Origin of the sequence: Actinoallomurus iriomotensis, from assembly GCF_030269445.1 — a bacterium.
Classification (GTDB): Bacteria; Actinomycetota; Actinomycetes; order Streptosporangiales; family Streptosporangiaceae; genus Actinoallomurus; species Actinoallomurus iriomotensis.
Genome location: NZ_BSTJ01000008.1, coordinates 369140 through 387993, shown reverse-complemented (window position 1 = coordinate 387993; position 18854 = coordinate 369140). Strand labels below are relative to the sequence as shown.

Sequence of the window (18854 nt, the reverse complement as noted above, 5' to 3'; positions counted from 1 at the left end):
ACTATCGCGGTTCCAGGATCGACTTGGTGAGCTGGGCGCGGGCGACCGTGCGGCCGCTCGTCGTCGCGGTCACGGACAGGAACGCGAGCCGCCGGGTACGGCGGTCCACCTGTCCGCGCACCTCGACCCGGTCACCGTCCCTGGCCGCCGCGACGAGCTGCGTGGCGATCGCGTGGGTCACCGCGTCCTCCGCCCCGGACAGTTCGGGGAGCAGCGCCAGGTAGGCGGCCAGCTCGAGCACCGTGCCCAGCGCCGCGGCGTGGAGGGCGCCCCTCCCGTTGCTCGCCAGGCCGTCCACGACGAACCACGCGCCGGCGGCGGGCGCGTCCGGGTCGATGAGCCGGGCACCGAGGGATCGCTGCAACGGGACGTCCAGGGCCGCCGCGGCACGGGCCGCCAGAGCCGCGCCCGTCAGGAGTTCGGCCATCCCCCGATCCTGCCGCCGCCGGGGAAACCCGCGGTGTAGCCCGCTGGACCGGCGGATGACCAGGACGCCGCGCTTGCGTTCGAGCGCGCTCGAACTCCTAGCGTCTCCGGCATGACATCACGAGCAGGGAATCAGCGGACATGGATCATCACCGGCGCGTCGGCGGGCTTCGGGCGCGCCATCGCCGAGCGTGCGGCCGGGCAGGGGGACAACGTCGTGCTGGCCGTACGGCGGCCCGCCTCGGTGGCCGACCTCGCGGCCGCCCACCGCGACCGGGTACTGGTCATCGAGTTCGACGTATGTGACACCGGGCGGGCCGGTGACGTCGTGCGTTCGGCGCTCGACCGGTTCGGCCGGGTGGACGTGCTGGTCAACAACGCCGGACGCGGAGTGGTCGGCGCGGCCGAAGAGGTCGGCGAGGAGGAGCTGCGCGCCTCGCTGGAACTCCACCTGCTGGGTCCGGCGGCGCTCGTACGGGCCGTGCTGCCGTTCTTCCGCGAGCAGAAGTCGGGCACGATCGTGCAGATGAGCAGCCAGGGCGGGCGGATCTCCTTCCCGGGCGTCGGGGCGTACTCCGCGGGCAAGTTCGCACTCGAAGGCTGGTCGGAGGCGCTGGCCGGCGAGGTCGCGCCGTTCGGGGTCCGGGTGATGCTCGTGGAGCCGAGCCGGTTCCGCACGTCGTTCAACGCGCCCGACGTGCTCCGGTTCGCCGGTTCCAGCCCCGTGTACGCCGGGGTGCTGGGGGCCGTCCGCGACGACATGGCCGGCGCCGACGGTGTCCAGGAGGGCGACCCGGTACGGGCCGCGGAGATCATCGTGGACCTGGTCGCCGGCGAGGAACTGCCGCTGCGCCTGCCGCTCGGCCGCGAGGCGGTCGAGCGCATCGGACGGTCCTACCGGCGGGGCCTGGACGAACTCGAACGCTGGGCCCCGACCGCCCACGCCGCCGACTTCCCCGATGCCGCCACGTCGGCCCGGCCGATCTAGGGTGATGACGTGGCCACCGATGATCTGATGTCCCGAGCACTGTCCGCGCTCGACGAGGTCGACGGCCCCATGTCCGTCGAGGTGATCCACCGCCTCGTCGACGCGGGCGACGCGACCGCACCCATGACGATCACCGAGGTCGCCGACCTGCTCGGCATGTCGCCGCACACACTGCGCTACTACGAGCGGGTCGGCCTGGTCACGGTCGACCGCGACGCCGACGGCCACCGCAGCTACGGCACGGGGGCGGTACGGAGACTGGTGTTCCTGACCCGCATGCGCCTGTCCGGAATGGCCATGCGCGACCTGCAGCACTACGTACGGCTGGTCGACGAGGGCGATGACACGGTCCCCGAACGCCTGGACATGCTCCTCGAACACCGCGACACGATCCGCCGCCAGCTGAAGGAACTGACGCTGTCGCTGGCGGCCACCGAATACAAGATCGCCACCTACGGCGGCCACACCGGCACGCGGCAGACCGACTGAGGGTAAGCCGCTCTTCACCATCCTCACCGCTTCGCCAGTCAGATCAGCGTGCCATCACGCTCATCTGGCCTGTTTCGGACCGGCGACCATGTCAACCCGGAAGTGGGACTAAGGGTCAAGAAGGTGCCGAAAGCCCGTATATCGGGGTGCCTCCCGATACGGGCGTCCGCCACCAGAAGGAGATCCATGTCCATCTCGTCGAAACGCGCCGCGGTCATCGGTGCCCTCGCCCTGCTGGGCCTCGGCGCCGTGACCGGCCCCGCCAGGGCGACCGAGGAGACCGGCTGGCGTATCGCCGCGGTCTCACCGACGTACTCCGGCGACGAGTTCCGGGACGTCGCGGCCACGGGCCCCGACGACGCGTGGGCGGTCGGAGAGGGGCCGTGCTGCGGCACGGACGAACGACAGGTCAGCCACTGGGACGGCGCCTCTTGGCAGCCCGTCGCCCTCCCCGCCGTACCGCAGAATGTTCGGTACCCGTCGCTGACCACCGTCGGAGCGTCGTCGGCGAACGACGTCTGGGTGTTCGGGGAGGGCATGGACGGACCCGCGTTCGCCCACCACTGGGACGGCACGGCGTGGCGAACCACCGTGTTCGGCGAGGACAACGGCATCAAGGACAGCGCCGTCATCGGCCCGGCCGACGTGTGGGTGGCCGGGACCAGCACCGCCTACCAGCCGCTCGTTGAGCACTACGACGGCGTCCAGTGGACGAACACTCCTCTGCCGGTCACTCTGTGGGACGTCAACGCCATCAGCGCGAGTGCCGCGGACGACGTGTGGCTGATGGGCTCGGACGGCAGCGGGCCCGTCATGCTGCACTGGACCGGCTCGGAGTGGCACACGGTCGCCCTGCCGCCGCCCCCGTTGGATGCCGGCGTCCGGGTGGCGGCACGGGACGTCCTCGCCGTCGGCCCGCAGGACGCCTGGGCGACCGGGGCCCTCACCCACCAGGGCGTTCTAGCCGGCCCGGTGCTGTGGCACTGGAACGGGCAGGGCTGGAGCCTGGTGGAGCTCGACGCGCCGGATGACTCGCTCAACACGCTGGCCTCCGACGGGGCGGGCGGGGTGTGGGTGGTCTCCTCCGGGCTGCGTCCCGGGGCCGACCTGCTGCACTACTCCGGTGGCGCGCTCACCCGGGAGCTGGCTCCGGCAGAGTCCGGCGCTACCCCGGACGTACGTGAGCTCACGCTGATCCCGGGCACGCGCTCCCTGTGGGGGGCCGGGGCTCTGGTGAACGACGGCGACGCGGCGGCGGTCGTCTACCGCTACGACCCCGCGTCCTGATCCACCCCGTCCACGGACACGAGAGCGGGGGCGTCCGCGCCGGACGCCCCCGCTCTCAACGGTCCGGGGATCAGCCGGGGGTGGTCATCGAGTCGGTGGTGGTCTCCGCCGGGGTCTTGTCCGCGCCGACCACGACGTCCGCGCCCTCGCCGAGCTGGTAGCGCTCGATCGCGCGCTGCAGGACCTCCTGCTTGACCTCGCCGAGGCGGGCCAGGCGGGTCAGCACCGCGAGGGTGATGGACGCCGCGTCCACGTGGAAGAAGCGGCGGGCGGCGGCGCGGGTGTCGGAGAAGCCGAACCCGTCCGTGCCGAGTGACGCGTAGTCGCCCGGCACCCACTGCGCGATCTGGTCGGGGACCGCGCGCATGAAGTCGCTCACCGCCACGATCGGGCCCGGCTGGCCGTCGAGGACGCGCGTGACGTACGGCACGCGCTGGTCGGCCTCGGGGTGCAGGAGGTTCCACTCGTCGGCGGCGATGGCCTCGCGGCGCAGCTCCGTCCACGACGTGGCGGACCACACGTCGGCGGCCACGCCCCACTCCTCGGCCAGCATGCGCTGCGCCTCCAGGGCCCAGCGGACGCCGACGCCCGACGCGAGGATCTGCGCGCCCGGCGCCTCGCCCTCGACCTCCGGCGCCTCGGCGTACCGGTACAGGCCCTTGAGCACGCCGTCCACGTCGAGGCCGGCCGGCTCGGCGGGCTGCTGGTACGGCTCGTTGTAGACCGTCAGGTAGTAGAAGATGTCCTCGCCCTGCGGGTGCTCCTCGCTGGAGCCGTACATGCGCCGCAGCGCGTCCTTGATGATGTGGGCCAGCTCGAACGCCCACGCCGGGTCGTAGTAGACGCACGCCGGGTTGGTCGAGGCCAGCAGCGGCGAGTGACCGTCGTTGTGCTGGAGGCCCTCGCCGGTCAGCGTCGTACGGCCCGCCGTGGCGCCCAGCAGGAAGCCGCGGCCCATCTGGTCGCCCAGCGCCCAGATGCTGTCACCGGTGCGCTGGAACCCGAACATCGAGTAGAAGATGTAGACCGGGATCATGTGCTCGCCGTGCGTGGCGTACGAGGTGCCCGCGGCGATCGCCGAACCCATCGCGCCGGCCTCGCTGATGCCCTCGTGCAGCATCTGGCCCTGCTCGGACTCCTTGTACGACAGCAGCAGCTTGCGGTCGACCGCCTCGTACGTCTGGCCGTGCGGGGAGTAGATCTTCGCGGACGGGAACAGTGAGTCCATACCGAAGGTGCGGTACTCGTCCGGCGCGATCGGTACGAACCGGGCGCCGATGTCCTCGTTCTTGATCAGGTCCTTGAGCAGCCGGACGAACGCCATCGTCGTGGCGACGTTCTGCTTGCCCGAGCCCTTCTTCAGCTCCGCGTACACCGGGTCGCCGGGCAGCTTGAGGGCCTTGGCGCGGTTGTGCCGCTTGGGCAGGTAGCCGCCGAGGGCCATGCGCCGCTCACGCATGTACTGGATCTCGTCGGAGTCCTCGCCCGGGTGGTAGTACGGCGGCAGGTCCGCCTCGAGCGCCGAGTCGGGGATCTCCAGGTAGAGCCGGTCGCGGAACTCCTTCAGCTCGGCCTTGGTGAGCTTCTTCATCTGGTGCGTCGCGTTGCGCGCCTCGAAGTCGGGCCCGAGCGTCCAGCCCTTGATCGTGTGGGTGAGGATCACGGTCGGCTGGCCGACGTGCTCGCGCGCGGACTTGAACGCGGCGTACAGCTTGCGGTAGTCGTGACCGCCGCGCGACAGCTTGCGGATGTCGTCGTCGGTCATGTGCTCGACCATCTTGCGCAGCCGCGGGTCGTCACCGAAGAAGTGCTCGCGGATGTAGTCGCCGGTCTCGACGGAGTACGTCTGGAACTGGCCGTCCGGCGTGGTGTTCATCTTGTTGACGAGCACGCCGTCGACGTCCTGGGCGAGCAGTGGGTCCCAGTCGCGGCCCCAGATCACCTTGATGACGTTCCAGCCGGCGCCGCGGAAGTACGACTCCAGCTCCTGAATGATCTTGCCGTTGCCGCGTACGGGACCGTCGAGCTGCTGCAGGTTGCAGTTGATGACGAAGGTCAGGTTGTCGAGCTCCTCGCGGGCGGCCAGGCCGATCGCGCCGAGCGACTCCGGCTCGGCCATCTCGCCGTCGCCGAGGAAGGCCCACACGTGGGAGCGCGAGGTGTCCTTGATCTTGCGGTTGTACAGGTAGCGGTTGAACCGCGCCTGGTAGATCGAGTTGATCGCGGTGAGGCCCATGGACACCGTGGGGAACTCCCAGAAGTCCGGCATCAGCCGCGGGTGCGGGTAGGAGGACAGGCCGCCGCCCGGGTGGGAGATCTCCTGCCGGAACCCGTCGAGGCTCTCCTGCGGAAGGCGTCCCTCCAGGAACGCGCGCGCGTAGATGCCCGGCGCCGCGTGGCCCTGGATGAAGACCTGGTCGCCGGACTCGCCGTGGTCCTTGCCGCGGAAGAAGTGGTTGAAGCCCACCTCGTACAGGGAGGCCGCCGAGGCGTACGTCGCGATGTGGCCGCCGACGGAGAGCTCGGGGCGGTTCGCCCGCGACACCATGATCGCGGCGTTCCACCGGATGTACGCGCGGATGCGGCGCTCGACGTACTCGTCGCCGGGGAACCACGGCTCGCGCTCGGGCGAGATCGTGTTGATGTAGTCGGTGCTGCGCAGGCCGGGCACGCCCACCTGCTGCTCACGTGCGCGCTCCAGGAGGCGCAGCATCAGGTAGCGGGCGCGACTGCGGCCCTCCGTCTTGATGACGGTGTCGAGCGACTCCAGCCACTCCCGGGTCTCATCGGGGTCGATGTCCGGAAGCTGACTGGGGAGGCCGTCGCTGATGATCGAAAAGCGCTGGCGTCCGGAAGCCACGGGGTCCCCTTCTTACTCACCCAGGTGCAGGTCTGGATCGTCGGTTGTCCAGACCATCGTCGTACGTCGTGCCCGTTAACGCATCTCTACCCCCGGGTAACCGTAGTGCCCTCGCTCCCGGCCGGGGCGTAGCGCCGTGTGGAGAGCCCGTACTCAGGGGATACCCGCCGTCAGGAGGTGAAACGACCGTCGCGCCCGGACCCGGATCGATCTTTCCCAGACCACACCCGGACAGCCGTGCGGGACAGGTAGACAGAGGCACATGAGAACCGAAGTGATCCGGGTGGCCACCGGCAGCCGCGACACCGTTCAGGACATCACCGGCGAGTGCGCGGACTTCCTCGGCCGGACCGGCGCGCGCGACGGGCTGCTGCACGTCTTCGTGCCGCACGCGACGGCGGGGATCGCCCTGATCGAGCTGGGTTCGGGGAGCGATGTGGACCTGCTCGACGCGATGCGCGCGCTCCTGCCCAAAGACGACCGATGGACCCATTCCCATGGGTCACTCGGACACGGCAGGTCACACGTGATGCCGGCGCTCGTCCCGCCGTACGCCACGATCCCCGTCGTGGAGGGGAAGATGGCCCTTGGGACCTGGCAATCCGTGGCCGTCGTCGACCTCAACGTGGACAATGTCGTGCGCAACGTACGGCTCAGCTTCATTGACGGCGGTTGACACGGGTGGACGGGTTTGCTCACATGCGGGCAAGACACTTGCGCGCGGGGTGGTCCGGCGTGTGAACTGTCCGGCAATGCCGCACCTCACGAGCGGCAGACAATGATCATCGTGGCCCGGCATACGGCCCCGACACAGGGAGGACGTTCGTGAGCGCGACCGCGGGTCAGGCGCAGAGCAGCCTGGCCGAACGGCTCGGTATCAAGCCGAGCCAGGTGGTGCAGGAGATCGGCTACGACGACGACTGCGACGAGGAGCTGCGCAGCTCCATCGAGGAGGTCTCGGAGAACGAGCTGGTCGACGAGGACTACGACGACGTGGTCGACGTCGTGCTGCTGTGGTGGCGCGACGACGACGGTGATCTGTTCGACGCTCTGTCCGACGCGCTCACCACGTTGGCGGACGGCGGCCACATCTGGCTGTTGACGCCGAAGGCAGGGCGCGACGGCCACGTGGAGCCCAGCGACATCGGCGAGGCCGCCCAGACGGCCGGTCTGTCGCAGACGAGCAGCATCAGCGCGGCCCGCGAGTGGTCCGGCACCCGCCTGGTGACGCCCAAGGCACGGCGTTGACCCACCTCGCACTGGGGGATCGTCATCACTCGCGGCATCCGCGAGTCTCCTGACCGCCTCTTCGGTACCGGGTGGCAGACTGGCGCTTGCGTCCGAAAATCCGTTGAGAGGTTACAGAACATGGCGATTGAGGTTGGCGACGCCGCACCGGACTTCGAGCTGAAGGACCAGCACGGCACGCCGGTGAAACTTTCGGACTTCAAGGGGAAGAAGACCGTCGTCCTGGTCTTCTATCCGCTGGCGTTCAGCGGCATCTGCACGGGGGAGCTCTGCACGATCCGCGACGAGCTCCCCACGCTGGGCGGTGACGACGTCCAGGTCCTGGCGGTCTCCGTCGACTCGGTCTTCGCCCACCGCGCCTGGGCCGAGAAGGAGGGCTACGAGTTCCCGCTGCTCTCCGACTTCTGGCCGCACGGCGACGTGGCCAAGGCGTACGGGATCTTCAATGAGGACGCGGGCCTCGCCCAGCGCGGCACGTACATCATCGACAAGGACGGCGTGGTCCGGTGGAAGGTGGAGAACGCCATTCCGGACGCCCGTGACATCGACGAGTACCGCAAGGCGCTCGCCGAAATCTCGTAGTCTCCTGCGGCCGGACCCGTCCCACGGCGGGTCCGGCCCCGGACACTCTGGAGGGGCCATGCCCTGCTATCGCTGCGGGGCCCGGCAGACCGACCCGATCCGCGGCGCGAGCCCCTGGAAACGCGGGGTCCGCGACGAACGTCAGGTCCTGGTCTGCCCCGGATGCCAGACCATCGACGGCTGGGCCGGCGACCTAGACCACTGCACGGCCTGCCACTCATCGGTCCTGGTATGCCGCCTCGGCGAGATCGAGTGCCGCGACTGCGGCCACGTACGCACCGCAGAACGCACCGGAGACACTCTGGTCACCTCCGGAGCCCCAGGCCTGTCAGAGGAGGTCGAAGCGGCCCTGAGCCGCGTCCTCCGCCGACGAGCCGCCCCGACCTGACCCGAAGAACCCGTTCGGTTTGCCAGGCAGCCCGTTGATTTCGGTAGGCTTTCCCGGTCACCGGAACTCCGGTAGCGGGCGCATAGCTCAGTGGTTAGAGCACTGGTCTTACAAACCAGGAGTCGCTGGTTCGAATCCAGCTGTGCCCACCCCTTGATCGACCTGCGAAACGGCGCCTGACCTGCGGCTAAGCGGTCAGGCGCCGTTGGTGTGAGGTCCGGCCGTCTCCGGCTGTGACCGGCTCTCGGCGGCGCTGGCTGGACCGTGCCGCCCCGGCCTCGGTTCAGAACGCGTATGGCCCGAACCTGCCCCATGCCACAATGGCGGCCAGGATCAGCAGTACTCCGCTGGGCGCCAGCGCCTGGAGCTCTCCGCGCCGCAGGTGCATCACCGCAGCGCCGGTCATGATCAGCGCCAGCCCGGTTGCGGCGAGCGGGACCAGAATCGGCGTGACGTTGACCGCGGCGGGCAGGATCACGCCGATCGCGCCCAGTACCTCCAGCGCACCGATCGCGTTGGGAGCCCAGCGCGGTGCGTCCTGGGCCCAGTCCTGAGCGGCGATGTATTTCTCGCGTGACAGGGCCAGCTTGAAGATCCCGGAGAAGAGGAAGGCCGCGGCGAGTAGTGCGGCGATGACCCAGAGAACGATGTTCATGATTTCCCCTCGGCAGAAGGAGCGTGCGTACGGGAGTTGGCCAGGTGGCCGGATGGGGGGAGGACGTCGGCCAGGGGGTGACGTCAGGGGAGGAATGTGGTCAGTGTCTTTGTGAACCAGTCGGGGTCTTCTTCGGCGACGAAGTGTCCTGTCGGGGCGACCGCGCTCTGGAGGTTGTCGGCGTGGGGGGCCAGGGCCTGGACGGTGGCGGTGCCGGAGTGGGTGGAGCCGATGGCCAGGACGGGCATGGGGAGATTGCGCTGGGCGAGCAGAGCGCGGTTGTCCCGGCCGTCGTCCAGGAGGGTGCGGTAGTGCTCGAAGCCGCCGCGCAGCCGTTCGCGGCCGCTGTATGCCTGGGCGTAGGCGGCGAGGTCGTGGTCGCTGAAGGTGCCGGGGTTGGACATGGCGGTGAACGTGGCGGTGAAGAACTCCAGTTCGTGGCCATCGAAGAGCATTTCGGGAATGTGCGGGGTCATGAAGAAGCCGAAGTGCCACATGCCGCCCTCGGCGACGTTCATCGCCTCTTCCAGGCCGAGGCCGGGCAGGATGGAGTCGACCAGGATCAGATGGGAGACGTCCTCGGGATGGGCGGCGGCCCAGGCAAGGGCGACCATGGAGCCGATGTCGTGGCCGGTCACGGCTACAGGGCCGGTGAGGTTCAGGGCTGCGAGGATGCCGCGTAGGTCGTCGGCCTGGTTGGTCTTGGCGTAGCCGCCCTCGGGTCGGTCGCTGCCGCCGGTACCGCGCAGGTCGGGTACGACGACGGTGTGCCGGTGGGCCAAGGCGGGCATGACGCGGGCCCAGGCGCGGGAGGTCTGGGGCCAGCCGTGCAGTAGCACCAGGGCCGGTCCGCTGCCTCCGACGGCGACCGACAGGCGGGTGCCGTTGGTCTCGATCCGCTGACGGGAGAAGCCGTCGGGAAGCCAGTCGGCAGTGCTCATGAGAAGCCCTTTCATCGAAGACAAGTGGTCAAGAGGTGTGGTGGGAGGGCCGCGTTGAGGCGGCTTCGGGTAGAGGGCTGCGCCAGCGCAGGTGAGGATGTAGCGGTGGCGCAGCCGTGGTCACGCCCCGGGGATGGCGAGCCGACGCAGGCGTTCCTCGCCGATCATGGTCAGCATGTCGGCGTGCTGGGGCTGCCAGCCCAGGTCGTGCTGTGCGCGGATGGCGCGGATGCGGCTGGAGGCGGCCATGACGAGGGCACCGAATTCGCCCCACACGCTGCCGGCCTCCTCGAGGGTGAGGCTGCGTGCTGTCACTCCGAGGTCGGCGGCGACGCGTTCGGCGATCCAGCGGTTGGGGGTCTCTCCGGCCACCGCGTGGTACAGCCCACCGGGCCGGCCCTTTTCGAGGGCGAGGGTGAACAGGCGGGTCACGTCGTCGATGTGGACGTGACTGTAGGTGTTCAGGCCCTGACCGACGTAGCAGGCCGCGCCTGTCCCGGCGACCGACTGATAGACCATCGACAGGTGGCCATGGTCTCCTGGCCCCCAGATCAGACCGGGCCGGATGACCATCGCGCGCAGCCCGTCTTGAGCGGCGGCCAGGACGGTGTCCTCGGCGGCCTTGCGGAAGTCGGCCAGGGGTTCGGGCGTGAACTGGTCGTCCTCGGCGAAGACGTCTGGGCTCCAGGCTCCTGCGGTGCGCTGCAGTAGCACTCCGCTGCCGGACAGGAAGATCAGCGTCTTGTCTGTGCCGGCCAGGGCCCGGGTGAGGTCCTGGACGGTGGCGGATTCCTGTTCCGGACCGGCTTGGGCGGCATAAATGACCGCGTCGGCGACGTGTGCCGCCTCGACGACGGCGGGTCGGCGCTCGTCAAGGTCTCCCGACGCAGGGATGATGCCCTGTGCGGTGAGGCTGGCGGCTGCGGTTTCGGCGCGGGCCAGACCGATGACGGTGTGGCCTTCGGCGGTAAGGTGCCGGGCCAGGGCGCCGCCGACGAAGCCGGTGGCACCGATGATGAAGATGTTCATGACGGGCTTCCTCAGGAGGGCAGGGCGCTCAGCTCGCCGCCGTCGGCGTACAGGATGGCGCCGTTGATGTAGGAGCTGGCCGGGCTGATCAGGAACGAGACGATCTCGGCGATCTCGCTGGGGTCTCCGGCGCGGCCGCGGGCGTTGGTCTTGTCCAGCATCGCGGTGTGTTCGCCGAGCATCGCCTTGGTGCCCTCGGTGTGCACGGGACCGGGCGAGACGGTGTTGACCCGCACACCGGACGGGCCGAACTCGGTCGCCCAGTAGCGGGTGAGGATCTCTGCTCCCGCCTTGGAGGCGCCGTAGGCGGCGCCGACGGGGGCGGGCATGCGGGCCGCGCTGGAGCCGACGATCACGATCGAGCCCTGCCCACGCTCTGCCATGCCCGGTGCCAGCGCGCCAACGAGCAGGAACGGGGCCCGCGTGTTGACCGCGACGTGCCGGTCGAAGCTCGCGGCGTCACTCGCCGCGGTCGGGACGAACTCATACAAGCCCGCACTGTTGACCAGGATGTCCACGGCTCCGGCCTCGGCGGCCAGGCGGAGCACGTCATCCGCATCGGCGAGGTCGGCAGCGACGAAACGGGCGTTACCGTCTTCCGCCGCGATCTCCTTGACAAGGGCTTCGCCACGAGTCTGATCGCGGCCATGCAGGACAACGTCCGCGCCTTGACGGGCCAGGCTCTGCGCGACGGCCTTGCCAATGCCTGACGTCGCTCCGGTCACGAGTGCGGTACGGCCCTGCAAGGCGGTGCTGACGCTCATGGTGATCTTCCTTGCTGTCGTGTTCTCGGCGCGCGGGACGGGCGATGCCCTGCGCGCTTTCGAAATCAATCTATGCGGCAGATGTTCTGTTGGCAAGAACATCTGCTGAGCAGCATATGCGATAGGATGTGTGGGTGAGCGCATCCACGTCCGGGAACCAGCAGCCGCGTGACGAGTCGGAAAGCCTGACACTGGAGACCGACCTGGGCTGGGCGATTCGCTTGGTCTCTGCGGCCTTCCGTCGCGTCGCCACCGAGTCCGTCACGGAATTGCCCGGCGGAGCCCGCGGTTACCTGGTCCTGGTCGCGCTGGCCGGCGGCAGCGAGCCGCCTTCACAGCTCGCCCTGGCAAAAGAGCTGAGCCTCGACCGCACCGTCACGACCTACCTGCTCGAAGCCCTCGAAGCCGACAACCTGGTAGCCCGCAAACCCGACCCCCGCGACCGGCGCGCACGCCAGGTCCTCATCACCGACGCCGGACGCGCCCGCCTCGCGCAGGTGCGCCAGAGCCTCGGCGCAGCCGAAGCGCGCCTCCTTGCCGACCTCGACCCCAAGGACACCGCACAACTGCGAACACTGCTGGCCCGCGTCGCGCAGACCGCTCAACGCGAAGTCGCCGCTCCCGACGAAACAGAGTGCTAAATCGTTTCCGCCGCGGCGTCGTCGGTAAGCGCCGCATACAGCGCGGCACATCGCGGAACTTCCCGCGGAGCGCTTAACCAAGACGCCGATCGCTCGCAGGTACGCCTGCGAGCGCCCATCGACATCCATCAGGGTGCCCTTGATGATGGCGGAGCTCTCCGTTTTCGTCGCCGGATGCCTCCAAGTGTCGGGCCTGGCGGAGCGGCACAGGCCGGAGCGGCATAGGCCGGCGCGACCGAGGTGGTTTTCTCCCGGCCGGCTCTTGCGGCGAGGCTGACCAGCACGGAGCCGGAGGTTCCCGGGCCAGGTCGTCGGCATGTGGCGGCGTCAGCCGGTCTTGCCCCAGTGGTCGTAGTAGGTGATCTCCTGTACCGGTGGCCGCGCGCCGGGTGAGAACGTGGTTGTTGTGGTGTAGCCGACCGCGAGGAGCGACACCTGGGTGACGCCGTCGGGAATTCCCAGCAGCTTGGCCACATCGGACTCGTGCTCGGCAAGGTGGTAGCCCACGATGCTGCTGCCGAGCCCCCGCGAACGCAGTGCCAGCTGCAGGCTCCACAGCGCCGGGTACACCGAGCCGTAGAACGCGGAAAGCACGGCGTTTCCCCCGGCCGGTCGGCCGGAAAGGCAGGGCAGCAGCACATACACCGGGATCCGCTCCAGCATGTCAAGCGGGTACCGGCCGGATGCGAGGGTGCGCGGCGGCGCCAGGTGGCCGTACTTCGCCTGTGACTTCTCGCCGGCCGCCCGGATCATCCCGGCCAGCTGGTTCTTCAGGTGCTGGTCGCGAATCACCAGCCAGCGGAAGCCGTCGGCGAACGCGCCGGCGATGGGCGCCTGCTGCGCGATGCTCAGGCATTCGGTCAGCACTTCGGGTTCCACCGCGCGAGACGTTGACCAGGGACAAGGTGCTCGCCGCCGCGCTGCGGCTGGCGGACACACACGGCCTTGCCTGGCTATCGATGCGCAAGCTCGCCGCGGAACTCGGTGTCGAGGCAATGTCGTTGTACAACCATGTGGCCAGCAAGAGCGATCTGCTGGACGGCATGGCATCCCGCGTATTCGAACTGATCGAGCTACCCGATCCGGCGCTGCCGTGGCCGGACCGGATCCGGGCGCTCGGCGTCGGCGCGCACAACACGTTCAGCGCCTATCCCGTCGTGGTCGGCGCGCTGGCATCGGACCAGGCCAACCCGCGCTCGATCGGCGCGCTGCGGCTCATCGACGCGCTGCTCGGCGCGCTGCTGGACGCCGGCCTCGATGAGCGCGCCGCGGCGCAGCGGTATCGGTCGCTGCTCGGCCTGCTGTTCGGCCTCGTACTGTCCGATTCGATGACCGCGGCAGGCGATCGGCCCGAGCGTGACGCACCGATCGCGGACTGGTTCGGCCGCATTGCCACCGCCGACGCGCTGCCCAGCCTGCACCGCGTCCTGCCGGCGCTGCTGGACCAGAACTGCGCCCCGGACGTGGAGCAGGAGATCGAATTCTTCATCGCCGGGGTGCGATCGGTGGCGCGGACACGCCGGAAACAAGCGGGCCGCGGCAAGCAGCGCTGACCAATGGCCAGAGCGGCCTTCGGCGAAGCCATCTTCTGTTCAGGGACCGCTGCTGCTGTCGGAAAGCGCATCCGTCGCATCGGAATACGTCAAGTTCACTGACCAGACCCACATAGTCGGCTGCCTCTGCTCGCGGTCCTGCTATCTGCGGGACGACTTCAGTCCCTTCCATCCGCCGACGTCACGTTGTCATGAGGGCCAGGCCGACCGCTGCCGATCGGAAGCCGCGATGAAGCCCTCTCTGCCAGACCGGGTCTTCGACCTGCGGTCGCCGCCCGGCGGGCCACCGGCCGAGGTAGGTCGCGATCTCGACGGGCGCGGTCTCGCAGGAGTGTCGCGAGTCCGGGCCGGAGCACGGTGGCCTGCGGGGATCGGTGTGGCCGAGCAGGCATCGGACTCGCGCAGGGGCACGCCGGCCTCGATGGCCAGGTCCGCGCAGGCGTCGCGCAGGGCGCGCGGGGTGAGGTCCGGGCCGGCGGCGCGTCCGGCGAGGCGGACGGTGCGGAACACCTGCGAGTCGGCGACGCGCCGGCCGTTCCGCGTCGCCACGATCGGGCCTTCCGCGCGCCCGCCGGCCGCCCGGCCGATGGCCCGTGCGACGCCAGGAGGCAGGACCAGCCGCCGGGTTCCACCGCGGCGCGTCACGGTCAGCGTCCGGCGAGCGTGCGTGCTCCGGCCCCGGGGCTTCCGCGTCCCTGCCCGGTGAGTCTGGGGCGGCCGCGGCATGGCCGCGTGGATCGCGACCGGCTCTGCCTTACGCGGGCGGGGTATCTCGACCTTCGAGCTCCGGCCGATGGCGCAGACCTGATCCGCCTGCCGGTCGGATCGAACATCGCCAAGTCCTTGGAGGACTGATTAACGAATATGAGAGAGCAGGCTGACCAAGGGCGCGCTCGGCCGCGAAGCCGCAGGTCAACATAGCAACTGGACACCGTTCGTGAACCACCACCAGCACCTCGGCACCCGCTCCGCGTTTCAGCAGGTCGGGTTCTGGTAGGCGCGAACGGTCGCGCGAGGAGCGCCGAGTGCACGCGAGATTCCGCGAGCGGCCGCCCGTACCGTGGGGGCCAGGGCGTGCGGACGGGCGTTGTCGGTCTGGACGACGAGAGAGACGGACGCGACGACGGTATCGTCCGGGCCGAAGATCGGCGCGGCGACCGACACAGCGTCCTTGGTGACCTGCCGGGAGCTGACCGCGTAGCCGTCCCTGCGCACGTCGGCGAGGACGCGGCGCAGGCGGCCCGGATCGACGATCGTTTCGTCGGTGAAGCGCCGCAGCGGCGCGCCGAGGACCTCCTCCTGTACGTCCGCGGGAGCGTAGGCCAGCAGCACGAGGCCCACGCCCGTCGCGTGCAGGGCGAAACGGCCGCCGACGCGGGTCAGCACGCGTACGGCCGCGCGGCCCGCGATGCGCTCGACGTACAGCACCTCGGTGCCCTCGCGCACTGCCAGCTGCACGTTCTCGTGGGTGACCTCGTAGAGATCTTCGAGGAACGGCATCGCGTGCTCGCGAAGGCCCAGCCCGCGCGGCGCCAGGGATCCGACCTCCCACAGCCGCAGCCCGATCTGGTAGCGCCCGTCGGGTCGGCGTTCCAGGGCGCCCCAGTCGAGCAGCTCGGCCGCCCGCCGGTGCGCGGTGGCCAGCGAGACGCCGGACCGCTGGGCCAGCTCGGTCAGGGTGAGGGCGGGAGTGGACGGGGTGAACGCCCCCAGCAGGCACAGGACCTTGCTGGTGACGGATCGGCCGGGCTCACTCCCCATGCCACTCCTCCTATCCGAGTCCGTGGCAGCTGCCCCCCCTGGTGCGCGTCAGAGTTCCAGCACGAGGCGGGGGGACCGGGCGCGCGACACGCAGATCATCATCGTGTCGCACGCCGCGCGCTCCTCCTCCGTCAGCAGCGAGTCGTGGTGGTCGGGCTCGCCGTCGAGCACGGTGGTCTCGCAGGTGCCGCAGGTGCCCTCGCGGCAGGACGACAGGATCTGGAGACCGGCCTGCTCCAGGGTCTCCAGGATCGACCGGTCGGGAGGGACGACGAACGTCGTGCCGGACAGCGCGAGCCGGACCTCGAAGCTGGTACGCGGGCCGGTGTCCTCGATCGCCTTGAACCGCTCGACGTGCAGGGATCCGGAGGGCCAGGTCGCGCACCGGTCCTCGACGGCGGCCAGCAGAGGCTCGGGGCCGCAGCAGTAGACCGCCGTGCCGGGGCACGGCTCGCCGAGTAGGGGGTCCAGGTCCAGCAGACCGGTCTCATCCTGCGGGCACACCTCCACCTGGCTTAGTGGACCCAGCTCAGGGAGGAAGGCCATCGAGGCCCGCGTACGGCCACCGTACACGAGCCGCCAGGCGGCGCCGCGTGACCGTACGGCGGCGATCATCGGCAGGAGCGGGGTGATGCCGATGCCGCCCGCGATGAACAGGTACCGAGCGGCGGGCACGAGCGGGAAGTTGTTCCGTGGTTCGCCGACCGTGACGACGTCGCCCTCGGCGAGGTCGTCGTGGACGGCACGCGACCCGCCCCGGCCGCCGGGCTCGCGCAGCACCGCGACCTGCAGGGACGATCGGTCGGCCGGGTCGCCGCACAGGGAGTACTGCCGGATGAGGTCCGATCCCAGCTCGACGTCGACGTGCGCGCCCGGCTCCCACCCGGGTACGGGGCCGCCGTCCGTACGGCGCAGTGTCAGCATCACCACCCCGTCGGCCACGGTCTCCTTGCGCGCCAGCACCATCGGCAGGTCGGTGGTCATCGCGTCCCGGCCAGGTCCCGTGCCGGTGCCGGGGCGGTGGCGTGATGCCCCTCGGGATGGGCGAGCAGCCATTCCCACAGCTCGACCGGGTCCTCGGCCTCGTGCTCGGCGCCGCAGTGGCAGACCCCGACCAGCCGGTCGGTGCCCAGCCGCCAGTGCACGCGGTAGACCCGGTCCCCGCTCAGCACGGCGACGCGGCTCATGCCGGCTCCTTCACCGGAGAGGCGGCCATCCGGGCCAGGATGCGGCGCGCGGCCAGGCCACCGGTATCGATGTTGATGCTGAGCTCCTGGTACCCGTCGGCCTCGGCCGCGATGACCTTCTCCAGGATGTTCAGCGCCGCGACGTCCTGCAGGACGACGGCTCGGTTGCTGTCGTGGAGGAAGCCCGAGACCTTCGCGTCCTCCAGGGCGAAGTCGCGGGCGACCGCCCAGAAGTCGTGCGTGCTGTGCTCGGTCTCCGGCGTGATCGCGTACACGACCTCCACGTGAAAGGCGTCCGGGTCGGTGCCGTCGTCGTTCGGCAGCACGCCGGCCGGGGCGATGCGGCTGTGCAGCAGGTACAGGCACGGCGGGCGGTACTCGATGTCCTGCCAGCGCGTGATCCGACCCTTGATCCCGGTCGACTCGGCGTAGAAGGGCGGGCAGGCGGCGTCGGCCATGCGGCGGCTGACGTAGATGACGCCCTTCTCGTCGTCGACCTCGGTGGTGATGGGCGTCTCGGCGACCTCGGGCGTGCCGATGTACCCGCCGTGCAGGTACGTCTCGTGCGACAGGTCGAGCAGGTTGTCGACCAGCAACCCGTACCGCGCGGCCAGCGGCTCCATCCCCCGCACGGTCGTGTACGCGGGGTCGGCCAGCCACGGCGCCCGCGGGATCAGGTCGGGATCGGCGAGGTCACGCGAGCCGATCCAAACCCAGACGAACGAGTCCTGCTCCACCAGCGGGTACGACGCCACCCGCGCCGTACGCGGGATGCGTTTCTGGCCGGGCACGAACACGCATGATCCGGACGTGTCGTAGGTGAAGCCGTGGTAGCCGCAGACGATCGTGTCGCCGTCGCGACGGCTCTGCGACAGAGGGAAGCGCCGGTGCACGCACCGGTCCGCGAGCGCCACCGCCGTACCGTCCTCGGCGCGGAAGAACACCAGCGGTTCACCGCAGACCGTACGAGCGAACAGGTCGGTGCCGATCTCGTCGGCGTAGGCCGCGACATACCACTGGTCGCGCACGAAACTCGAAATCACGTCCCGCTCCTCGAAGATGCCGGAAAGGTGCCCATACAGTGACCTATGCGCCCACCTCGCGAAATAGAGGTTTTCAGTGGCTGAAAAATTACGGGCCTGCTGGGCGACCCACGGCCCGGTCGGGTTCGCCGTTGGTGCCGGCCGCGTTCTTACGCGGCCACTGGGCCAGTCAGGAAGTCAGCTCGTCGAGGTACACGGCGACCTCGGCGACCAGCCGTTCTGGACGCTCACGCGCGACGAAGTGCCCCTCGTCCTCGAACAGCACAGCCTTCGCGCGCGGAACGCTGCGGGCGGCCCGTAGCGCCGACTCGGGCGAGATGACGCCATCGCGCATCCCGGCGAGGATGAGCACGGGAACGTCGATGGTCCGCAGGATCGCGCTGAGTTCTTCGTTGGTCTTGGCCTCGGGGAACGGCATGCCCTGGTTGATCTGGGCCTCCTCGGCGCTGTACTCCAGGTGGCGCCGCATGAGCGAGGCGATGGTCTCCTCCCGGAGCGCGGCCCGTTCCGGCGTGTCCGTGGAGCCCCCGAGGATGCGGAACTGCTTCTCGATGACGTCCCTGTTCCCGCGGTTCTCGACAACGGCGCGGCGGCCCGCCGAGGAGGACGTATCACCATCGCGGTCGTGCGGGGTGCCCACCACCGAGATGAGCGCTTTCAGCCGCCGCGGATGGCGCCGCGCCAGATGCCAGCCGATGCCGCCGCCGTGCGAGACACCGGTGTAGACGAACCGGGACACGCCCAGATGGTCGGCGAAGGCGATCACGTCATCGGCCCATTGGCCGAGCCATCCCTGCTCCGGCGCCGCCCGCAGATGGGTGGAACGGCCGAACCCGCGCGCCTGGATGGTGAACACGTGGCAATTCGTCGGCCCGTTCGCGAGCACAGCCGGGTACCCGTCGAACCCGGAGGCACTGGACAGGACGACTTCGTCACCGCTCCCGTATTCGTCGTACCAGAGCTGCACGTCGTTCGTTTCGAAAATGGGCATGAGAACCTCCGTAGTAGCCCG

General features: G+C 69.7%; 21 protein-coding genes and 1 tRNA gene. 10 read left to right on the top strand and 12 right to left on the bottom strand.

The genetic code is table 11. The features are described from left to right. Nucleotide 1 precedes the first annotated feature (1 nt). Entirely contained in the window at nt 2-427 is a 426-nt protein-coding gene (locus tag QSK37_RS31420; RefSeq protein ID WP_285628461.1) for a PaaI family thioesterase, read from the bottom strand. Nucleotides 428-538: 111 nt separating this feature from the next. Here QSK37_RS31420 and QSK37_RS31415 point away from each other — a divergent pair, with 111 nt between their 5' ends. The 3 genes from QSK37_RS31415 to QSK37_RS31405 all read left to right on the top strand — a co-directional run bounded on the left by QSK37_RS31415 (nt 539) and on the right by QSK37_RS31405 (nt 3190). Further along, on the top strand, nt 539-1414 hold the full coding sequence (locus QSK37_RS31415) for an SDR family NAD(P)-dependent oxidoreductase (protein WP_285628458.1): 876 nt from the start codon (nt 539-541) through the stop codon (nt 1412-1414). Between the two features lie 9 nt (nt 1415-1423). Then, on the top strand, nt 1424-1903 hold the full coding sequence (locus QSK37_RS31410; RefSeq protein WP_285628455.1) for a MerR family transcriptional regulator: 480 nt from the start codon (nt 1424-1426) through the stop codon (nt 1901-1903). Between the two features lie 186 nt (nt 1904-2089). Continuing rightward, nucleotides 2090-3190: a hypothetical protein gene (locus tag QSK37_RS31405; protein ID WP_285628453.1), complete on the top strand. Its 1101-nt coding sequence runs from the start codon at nt 2090-2092 to the stop codon at nt 3188-3190. 70 nt (nt 3191-3260) lie between these two features. Here QSK37_RS31405 and aceE read toward each other — a convergent pair whose 3' ends face one another. Beyond that, entirely contained in the window at nt 3261-6050 is a 2790-nt protein-coding gene (gene aceE, locus QSK37_RS31400; RefSeq protein ID WP_349498003.1) for a pyruvate dehydrogenase (acetyl-transferring), homodimeric type, read from the bottom strand. A 262-nt stretch (nt 6051-6312) separates the two neighbouring features. Between aceE and QSK37_RS31395 the strand changes: the two genes are divergently transcribed. The 5 genes from QSK37_RS31395 to QSK37_RS31375 all read left to right on the top strand — a co-directional run bounded on the left by QSK37_RS31395 (nt 6313) and on the right by QSK37_RS31375 (nt 8417). Beyond that, nucleotides 6313-6726 carry a secondary thiamine-phosphate synthase enzyme YjbQ gene (locus tag QSK37_RS31395; protein WP_285628450.1) on the top strand — a complete coding sequence of 138 codons (414 nt, stop codon included), beginning with the start codon at nt 6313-6315 and terminating at the stop codon, nt 6724-6726. 149 nt (nt 6727-6875) lie between these two features. Continuing rightward, on the top strand, nt 6876-7298 hold the full coding sequence (locus QSK37_RS31390) for a DUF3052 domain-containing protein (RefSeq protein ID WP_285581524.1): 423 nt from the start codon (nt 6876-6878) through the stop codon (nt 7296-7298). A 120-nt stretch (nt 7299-7418) separates the two neighbouring features. Beyond that, entirely contained in the window at nt 7419-7880 is a 462-nt protein-coding gene (locus tag QSK37_RS31385; protein WP_285628447.1) for a peroxiredoxin, read from the top strand. 58 nt (nt 7881-7938) lie between these two features. Then, a complete protein-coding gene (locus tag QSK37_RS31380; RefSeq protein WP_285628444.1) occupies nt 7939-8268 on the top strand; it encodes a hypothetical protein in 330 nt (109 codons plus the stop codon). A 76-nt stretch (nt 8269-8344) separates the two neighbouring features. Beyond that, nucleotides 8345-8417 (top strand) — tRNA-Val (locus QSK37_RS31375). 134 nt (nt 8418-8551) lie between these two features. Here the strand turns inward: QSK37_RS31375 and QSK37_RS31370 are convergent. The 4 genes from QSK37_RS31370 to QSK37_RS31355 all read right to left on the bottom strand — a co-directional run bounded on the left by QSK37_RS31370 (nt 8552) and on the right by QSK37_RS31355 (nt 11759). Continuing rightward, nucleotides 8552-8923 (bottom strand): DoxX family protein, encoded by a 372-nt coding sequence (locus QSK37_RS31370; protein WP_285628441.1) that lies wholly within the window; start codon nt 8921-8923, stop codon nt 8552-8554. 83 nt (nt 8924-9006) lie between these two features. Beyond that, nucleotides 9007-9864 carry an alpha/beta fold hydrolase gene (locus QSK37_RS31365; protein ID WP_285628439.1) on the bottom strand — a complete coding sequence of 286 codons (858 nt, stop codon included), beginning with the start codon at nt 9862-9864 and terminating at the stop codon, nt 9007-9009. 120 nt (nt 9865-9984) lie between these two features. Continuing rightward, nucleotides 9985-10893 carry an NAD-dependent epimerase/dehydratase family protein gene (locus QSK37_RS31360; RefSeq protein WP_285628437.1) on the bottom strand — a complete coding sequence of 303 codons (909 nt, stop codon included), beginning with the start codon at nt 10891-10893 and terminating at the stop codon, nt 9985-9987. 11 nt (nt 10894-10904) lie between these two features. Next, nucleotides 10905-11759 (bottom strand): SDR family NAD(P)-dependent oxidoreductase, encoded by an 855-nt coding sequence (locus QSK37_RS31355; RefSeq protein ID WP_285628436.1) that lies wholly within the window; start codon nt 11757-11759, stop codon nt 10905-10907. A 32-nt stretch (nt 11760-11791) separates the two neighbouring features. Here QSK37_RS31355 and QSK37_RS31350 point away from each other — a divergent pair, with 32 nt between their 5' ends. Further along, nucleotides 11792-12298: a MarR family winged helix-turn-helix transcriptional regulator gene (locus QSK37_RS31350; RefSeq protein WP_285628434.1), complete on the top strand. Its 507-nt coding sequence runs from the start codon at nt 11792-11794 to the stop codon at nt 12296-12298. Between the two features lie 327 nt (nt 12299-12625). On the opposite strand, the gene QSK37_RS31345 is transcribed toward QSK37_RS31350, so the two are convergent. After that, nucleotides 12626-13177 (bottom strand): nitroreductase family protein, encoded by a 552-nt coding sequence (locus tag QSK37_RS31345; protein WP_285628431.1) that lies wholly within the window; start codon nt 13175-13177, stop codon nt 12626-12628. Nucleotides 13178-13188: 11 nt separating this feature from the next. On the opposite strand from QSK37_RS31345, the gene QSK37_RS31340 reads away from it, so the two are divergent. Next, entirely contained in the window at nt 13189-13851 is a 663-nt protein-coding gene (locus QSK37_RS31340) for a TetR/AcrR family transcriptional regulator (protein WP_285628428.1), read from the top strand. A 975-nt stretch (nt 13852-14826) separates the two neighbouring features. Here the strand turns inward: QSK37_RS31340 and QSK37_RS31335 are convergent. The 5 genes from QSK37_RS31335 to QSK37_RS31315 all read right to left on the bottom strand — a co-directional run bounded on the left by QSK37_RS31335 (nt 14827) and on the right by QSK37_RS31315 (nt 18833). Then, entirely contained in the window at nt 14827-15612 is a 786-nt protein-coding gene (locus QSK37_RS31335) for an IclR family transcriptional regulator (protein WP_285628425.1), read from the bottom strand. Nucleotides 15613-15660: 48 nt separating this feature from the next. Next, nucleotides 15661-16596 carry a PDR/VanB family oxidoreductase gene (locus QSK37_RS31330; RefSeq protein WP_285628423.1) on the bottom strand — a complete coding sequence of 312 codons (936 nt, stop codon included), beginning with the start codon at nt 16594-16596 and terminating at the stop codon, nt 15661-15663. Then, a complete protein-coding gene (locus QSK37_RS31325) occupies nt 16593-16799 on the bottom strand; it encodes a hypothetical protein (RefSeq protein WP_285628420.1) in 207 nt (68 codons plus the stop codon). The genes QSK37_RS31330 and QSK37_RS31325 overlap by 4 nt, the downstream gene beginning before the upstream one ends. Next, a complete protein-coding gene (locus QSK37_RS31320; protein WP_285628417.1) occupies nt 16796-17842 on the bottom strand; it encodes an aromatic ring-hydroxylating oxygenase subunit alpha in 1047 nt (348 codons plus the stop codon). Before QSK37_RS31320 ends, QSK37_RS31325 begins: the two co-directional genes overlap by 4 nt. Nucleotides 17843-18011: 169 nt before the next feature. Continuing rightward, nucleotides 18012-18833 carry an alpha/beta fold hydrolase gene (locus tag QSK37_RS31315; protein WP_285628414.1) on the bottom strand — a complete coding sequence of 274 codons (822 nt, stop codon included), beginning with the start codon at nt 18831-18833 and terminating at the stop codon, nt 18012-18014. Nucleotides 18834-18854: the final 21 nt, after the last annotated feature.

Bases quoted from the DNA above. Each gene is read 5' to 3' on its own strand.
- QSK37_RS31420 (WP_285628461.1), bottom strand. From the start codon at position 427: ATGGCCGAACTCCTGACGGGCGCGGCTCTGGCGGCCCGTGCCGCGGCG.
- QSK37_RS31415 (WP_285628458.1), top strand. From the start codon at position 539: ATGACATCACGAGCAGGGAATCAGCGGACATGGATCATCACCGGCGCG.
- QSK37_RS31405 (WP_285628453.1), top strand. From the start codon at position 2,090: ATGTCCATCTCGTCGAAACGCGCCGCGGTCATCGGTGCCCTCGCCCTG.
- QSK37_RS31395 (WP_285628450.1), top strand. From the start codon at position 6,313: ATGAGAACCGAAGTGATCCGGGTGGCCACCGGCAGCCGCGACACCGTT.
- QSK37_RS31385 (WP_285628447.1), top strand. From the start codon at position 7,419: ATGGCGATTGAGGTTGGCGACGCCGCACCGGACTTCGAGCTGAAGGAC.
- QSK37_RS31380 (WP_285628444.1), top strand. From the start codon at position 7,939: ATGCCCTGCTATCGCTGCGGGGCCCGGCAGACCGACCCGATCCGCGGC.
- QSK37_RS31370 (WP_285628441.1), bottom strand. From the start codon at position 8,923: ATGAACATCGTTCTCTGGGTCATCGCCGCACTACTCGCCGCGGCCTTC.
- QSK37_RS31365 (WP_285628439.1), bottom strand. From the start codon at position 9,864: ATGAGCACTGCCGACTGGCTTCCCGACGGCTTCTCCCGTCAGCGGATC.
- QSK37_RS31360 (WP_285628437.1), bottom strand. From the start codon at position 10,893: ATGAACATCTTCATCATCGGTGCCACCGGCTTCGTCGGCGGCGCCCTG.
- QSK37_RS31355 (WP_285628436.1), bottom strand. From the start codon at position 11,759: ATGTTCTTGCCAACAGAACATCTGCCGCATAGATTGATTTCGAAAGCG.
- QSK37_RS31335 (WP_285628425.1), bottom strand. From the start codon at position 15,612: ATGGGGAGTGAGCCCGGCCGATCCGTCACCAGCAAGGTCCTGTGCCTG.
- QSK37_RS31330 (WP_285628423.1), bottom strand. From the start codon at position 16,596: ATGACCACCGACCTGCCGATGGTGCTGGCGCGCAAGGAGACCGTGGCC.
- QSK37_RS31325 (WP_285628420.1), bottom strand. From the start codon at position 16,799: ATGAGCCGCGTCGCCGTGCTGAGCGGGGACCGGGTCTACCGCGTGCAC.
- QSK37_RS31315 (WP_285628414.1), bottom strand. From the start codon at position 18,833: ATGCCCATTTTCGAAACGAACGACGTGCAGCTCTGGTACGACGAATAC.